Annotated in this window: 8 protein-coding genes and 1 pseudogene; 8 read left to right on the top strand and 1 reads right to left on the bottom strand. The window is 59.3% G+C overall.

Features of this window, described 5'->3' with window-relative positions; translation table 11 throughout:
• Window positions 1-676 (bottom strand): ParB/RepB/Spo0J family partition protein (locus RZR99_RS32140; protein ID WP_323123730.1); only part of this gene is annotated, 676 nt, incomplete at its 3' end.
• 219 nt (window positions 677-895) lie between these two features.
• Here RZR99_RS32140 and RZR99_RS32135 point away from each other — a divergent pair.
• From RZR99_RS32135 to RZR99_RS32100, 8 genes and pseudogenes are all read left to right on the top strand, one after another.
• A pseudogene (locus RZR99_RS32135) lies at window positions 896-1255 on the top strand (antirestriction protein).
• Between the two features lie 496 nt (window positions 1256-1751).
• A complete protein-coding gene (locus RZR99_RS32130; protein ID WP_323123729.1) occupies window positions 1752-2036 on the top strand; it encodes an XRE family transcriptional regulator in 285 nt (94 codons plus the stop codon).
• A gap of 126 nt (window positions 2037-2162) precedes the next feature.
• A complete protein-coding gene (locus tag RZR99_RS32125; RefSeq protein WP_323123728.1) occupies window positions 2163-2639 on the top strand; it encodes a hypothetical protein in 477 nt (158 codons plus the stop codon).
• A 276-nt stretch (window positions 2640-2915) separates the two neighbouring features.
• On the top strand, window positions 2916-3191 hold the full coding sequence (locus RZR99_RS32120) for a hypothetical protein (RefSeq protein WP_323123727.1): 276 nt from the start codon (window positions 2916-2918) through the stop codon (window positions 3189-3191).
• 65 nt (window positions 3192-3256) lie between these two features.
• Window positions 3257-3661, top strand: coding sequence for a hypothetical protein (locus RZR99_RS32115; protein ID WP_323123726.1), 405 nt, complete (start codon window positions 3257-3259; stop codon window positions 3659-3661).
• A 98-nt stretch (window positions 3662-3759) separates the two neighbouring features.
• Window positions 3760-4044, top strand: a complete 285-nt coding sequence (locus RZR99_RS32110) for a hypothetical protein (protein ID WP_323123725.1) — start codon at window positions 3760-3762, stop codon at window positions 4042-4044.
• Window positions 4041-4310, top strand: coding sequence for a hypothetical protein (locus RZR99_RS32105; protein WP_323123724.1), 270 nt, complete (start codon window positions 4041-4043; stop codon window positions 4308-4310). Before RZR99_RS32110 ends, RZR99_RS32105 begins: the two co-directional genes overlap by 4 nt.
• Entirely contained in the window at window positions 4297-4485 is a 189-nt protein-coding gene (locus RZR99_RS32100) for a hypothetical protein (RefSeq protein ID WP_323123723.1), read from the top strand. Before RZR99_RS32105 ends, RZR99_RS32100 begins: the two co-directional genes overlap by 14 nt.
• Window positions 4486-4888 lie beyond the last annotated feature (403 nt).

The raw sequence follows: 4888 nt of genomic DNA, 5'->3' as shown, positions 1-4888 counted from the left end.
CGCTGATCTCGGCCTGCGTGATCGTCGCCTTGATCTGTCCGGGCGCGCGTTGCCAATCACTCTTCGCGTCAAACCATAAACGCTCCTGCATGTCGTGATCGTCGGTGAGCGCCAGCGCGCACACCTGCTCGTACTTCATACCGTCATCCCGGAACAGATCCAGTAATTTCGGCGACACGCTGGCCAGCTTCAACGCCCGCTGTACGTTCTTCTCGGAGGTCTTGAAGCGAATCGCGATGCTGGCGACCGTGCCGCCCTCTGCTACCAGGCGTTTGAACGCTTCGCACTGGTCCGCGATATGCATGCCTTCGTGCTGGTTTTCCAGCAGTGAGAGCGCAAGGGCTTCGCCTTCGGATCGCACCAGTACCGGCATCAGATAACCCGATGGCTTGCGACCGCTGGCCACCAGTGCGCCGACGGCGAGCCAGCGACGCTGACCCGCGCACACGCCGTAGAGGGGCGTGTCGGGCGACGAATTGGGCATCACGTGGGCGACGAGGTTTTGCAGCACGTCGTGAGCGTCGATGTCGTCGGCCAGTTCTTGAATACCTGTCGGCGGTTTGCGACGTGCGTTGTGCGGCGATAAGCGCAGGCGGTCGTAGGGGATGTATTGCACGCGCTCGATGACATCGATTGCGACTACGCCAACAGCGGGTTCATGTTTCGATTTGCTCACGGTGTTCTCCGGTTAAGGACCGCAACGCAATGTCGCGGCCATGTAATTACTATAGGTCCAAAAGACCCATAAAGCAAGATATTTATATTGCTCAAAGAGTCTTTTAGACCTATAATTGATGTGTGGCCGTAGCGTCTCGCATCGGTCCTTAACCGGAGAAAAACCGTGGAAGAAAATGAAGTCAAAATCTTGTCCGAACTGGTCATTGATGAACTGCGGATGAATTTCCTACCGTTCTATTTCGGACCGCACTACCTGCAAGGTGAGGGTTGCATTTACGATTGGGCGGGTCGTCTGTCCAAGGAGTACAGCGGCGGACATTGGGTCTTTTTCACGCTGTCGAATGGAGGGTTCTATGTCGCGCCGGACTTGAGAGGCCCCGTGCATGTCGAGTGACATCTCAACAGCTATGACGGTCGGATGGGACCCGAAGCATTCGGTATCGTGGTCACGCTGTTTGCGCTCTGCCACATGTGGGAAATCTATGGTGACGAGCGCTATGGCAGGGGCTATCACGCCTTGCGAGCGTTTGCGCTTCAACACCCGGAGCAGCTGGAGATTTTTAGAGCGATTGACTAACGGATAATAGGAGCTGCCCGACCGAAAGGCCGGGCTGTCTCGATACGGCGTGCGTGCCCGTCAGTCGCTGCACACCCTCGTTCCTGCAAAGCCAGGGGGTAGCAGACCGGGACGGTCTCGCGCGCGCCGGCGCGCCCGAATCGNAGAGCGATTGACTAACGGATAATAGGAGCTGCCCGACCGAAAGGCCGGGCTGTCTCGATACGGCGTGCGTGCCCGTCAGTCGCTGCACACCCTCGTTCCTGCAAAGCCAGGGGGTAGCAGACCGGGACGGTCTCGCGCGCGCCGGCGCGCCCGAATCGAGGGCCACGGGGACCCGCGCGGAGCGTGGGGAGAGGCCCGGCCCGAAGCGAAGCGCAGGGACGATTCGGTGAGGCCGGTGTGCACCGGCCGGGGTCGTCAAGTTCGGTCCACGATCGCGAAGTGATCGTGGGGCGGACGTGTTTCCCCCACGGCGTAAGCCGTGGGGGCTGAATTGTTTTGAAGGAACCTGAAAATGAGCAACGATTATCGACTCGAGATCCGACCAGAGTGCCTACAGGCCGCGGTACGTTGGGCGGAACCAACGGGTGCAGAGATCCAGGAGGTGGTGCGGAGGACAGGGTTTAGCGGCCGCCAGGCCGCCGATTTTTTGGGACTGGCCGACAAGGGCGGCCGGCAGATACGACGTTGGATCAGCGGCGACGCCGGCATCCCGTATTCAGCCTGGGCATTGCTGTGCGATGTCGCCGGACTGGGGCAAATTTGGCGCGTCGTTGACAACGATCTGCCACAAGACTGAATCACTGATTTCGTTTCAGGATAAGCATCGCGGCGATCACGATAAAATGGCCGCGTCGAGTCATGGAATTTGTGAGCCATAATAAGGTAAGCGAAATATCGATAGCCGAAGAGGACATGTCGTCGCATGCGGATACGCGAACACGGAAAATTGATCAAGCTGCTGCGCGCGGAACGCGCCGAGGATTCACGACGCGCTCGACATATCGTAGTCGGGACATGTCGCGTTGATGAGCCCGTGCCGGCGGCGTTGCTTGCGCTGCTGACGCGCGACGAACGTCAGGAGCTGTCACGCTGGCTCGCCGCGTACCACGACAGCCAGAAGCGAACGCAGGCGCGGGCTGTGTTGGACAGCGCCGCACCGCGGCTCGACCAGCTCGTCGAGGCGCTCGAGGCGGCCGCCGACACCCTGCACCCGGATGAAGCCGATTGCCTCTGGCATCAGCTGCAGGCGATCGCAAAAACGTTGCGACGGGCCGGGCATCCACGCCCGCAACCCGAGCGGCGCCCGGCGGCACCACCACCAGGCCAGATGGATCTGGTCGACGAGCTCGTCGACGCTTCCCTTGAACCTAGGATGGCCGACCATGCCGCCACCGAATGACCGCGCGCCGGCGAGCGTTGTCGAGGTTTGGCGCCTCTCTGTCGGCACCTCGCTGTTCTTGATCAACGTGCACACCGACGGCAGCTGGCAACCCTTTTGTGTCGCACCCGCGCGACTCGCCGGCTGGACATTGCGTATGCTGCCGACAGCGCCGCCGACCGACGACGTCGACGCCGCCGTTCGCGCCTGGGCGCAACAGTACGGCGCGTACCTCGTGATTCGCCGGGACGGGCCGCGTAAAGGTAGGCCGTCCTCACCCTCACCGACAACATCACCATGACCTTGCTCAAGCGTCGAATCGCCGACACTGACGATAAGTTGAAGGAAATGAAGGACGCTCGGAAGGCGTCGGACAAAGCACGGCGCCACCAGGTCAAGCAGACGCGGGCCGATCACGAGCGGAAAGTCCTGCTGGTCGGGGAGGCGATCCTACGTCGCGTCGACCGCGGCGAAATGGATGAAGCGGAGTTCCGGCAGATCATGGATGATGCGTTGTCGCGCCCGGCCGACCGCGCGCTGTTCGGTCTGGACGACGACGATCCTTCAGCGTAACCATGCCGAAATCACGAACCCCTACGCCGCGCAAAACGGCACAGCGCACCCAAGTGACCAAGCGCATGTTGCTGCCCATGCCACGGCACGAGGTCGAAGCGATGTCGCTTCAGTATCACGCGGCGTTCGAGGCCCTGCGTATGAAGCGGGGTTCGGCCTATGGACTGAAAACCCTGCTTCAGCTTGTGATCTTGACGGGTTTCATCGACGAGGCGCGTCGTCATGAGATCCGAGTCGAGGTGCTCGTCGCGGCAGATCGGGGGATCCACGCGGCGTTCGAACGCGGTAATCGGGACGGTGAGTGGTGGCTTGACCCGGACATCGAGGAGATCGTTTCGTCTCTCCTTGCCTGGCATGACGATCAGCTGCGCACGGCGCCACTCGCGGTCTTGATGGAAGCGATCGAGCGAATGGAGCGATTCCGAGCGGGAAAATCCTACGATCGGCCGCCGGTCCGGACGGTCCCGTAGCTAAAGCTCACGGATGACAAGTTCTCGCAATCCTGATATATATACAGTGTTTTTGACAGGTGGCCAGCACGGCGCCCCTCTCGCGGAGGCACTGGATCATGGACGATTCGATTCGCATCATCACGGAACGAGACCGGCAAACGGTCGATTGGCTTCGTGCACATGTCGGCGCCGCCCGACTCGAGGAAGCGGCGCGCTATCTGACCGACCATGCAATCTCGAAGCCTTACGTGTCAGCAATTTGCCGGTATCTGCGCGTCCGGCCACCGGCATTCGTAGCGGGCGAACCGATCCGCGATCATCGCGTCGGCGACGCGTATCTGGCGAAGATGCGTGGACAGTTGGCCAGTACGGCTGCGCATGCACCAGGGAGACGACCGTGATCGCTGCTCCGATGACAGAACAACGTGATGTGCTTGTCGCACTCGGCTGGGCAGCGGTCAGCGACTATGGCTATACGCACGCCAGCGGCTGGACGATCGGCATCTGCCGCGTGCGCGATGCGTGGATCGTCGAGCTGTGGGACGGTCGGCGTCGTCACGCTGAGTTTAATACGCCGCTTGACGCGGCCGCCCATCATCACCAGCTGATCAGAGAAGATCGTGATGTCGGTCGGCACCTGGAGGAGTACGACGATGTCGTCGCGTGAGCCCAAAACGGCTGATGTCGCCGATACCGACCGCGACGAGGTGCCCAGCCAGGACTATCGACGTGCGGCCACCGCCCTGCAGACTGCGCTTGTTTCAGCCGCACGCGAACGGCTCGGCGCCCATATTACGCAAACCGTCGCGCTCGGATGGCCGATGCGCCATCATGAATCGTGAGTTGTTTTATCAGATAAATAAAGTATTTATCCGACAATTATGGAAAGTAGTTCGCAATATGTGGCCAATTAGCTTATTAACTCACAAAAATTGATAATTTAAGACTGCTAAAAAATACTTGCAAGTTTCTTGTAAACGTAGAGAATAGTCGCTAGAAATCGAGGGTACGGACTGATGCAGGCATCGTTTATTGCATGCTTCTTCCGTTAGTTATTTCGGACTCCTATCGTAGTGATTTTCTTTTAAAATAAATCTATTTTATATGGTGTAGCAATGATAATACCGAAAGCAATTAATAAGTTGATTTTGGCAATTCTTGTTGCCACGCCCATGAGTGCCTTTGCGGATGGGTTCACTCAGCCCGCCAAAATCACCGAACTCATTACCGATTGGGGTGTGGACC

Origin of the sequence: Burkholderia alba (assembly GCF_034721475.1) — a bacterium.
GTDB lineage: Bacteria > Pseudomonadota > Gammaproteobacteria > Burkholderiales > Burkholderiaceae > Burkholderia > Burkholderia alba.
The sequence above is the reverse complement of the archived record's forward strand: the minus strand, read 5'-3'. Positions and strand labels throughout refer to the sequence as shown.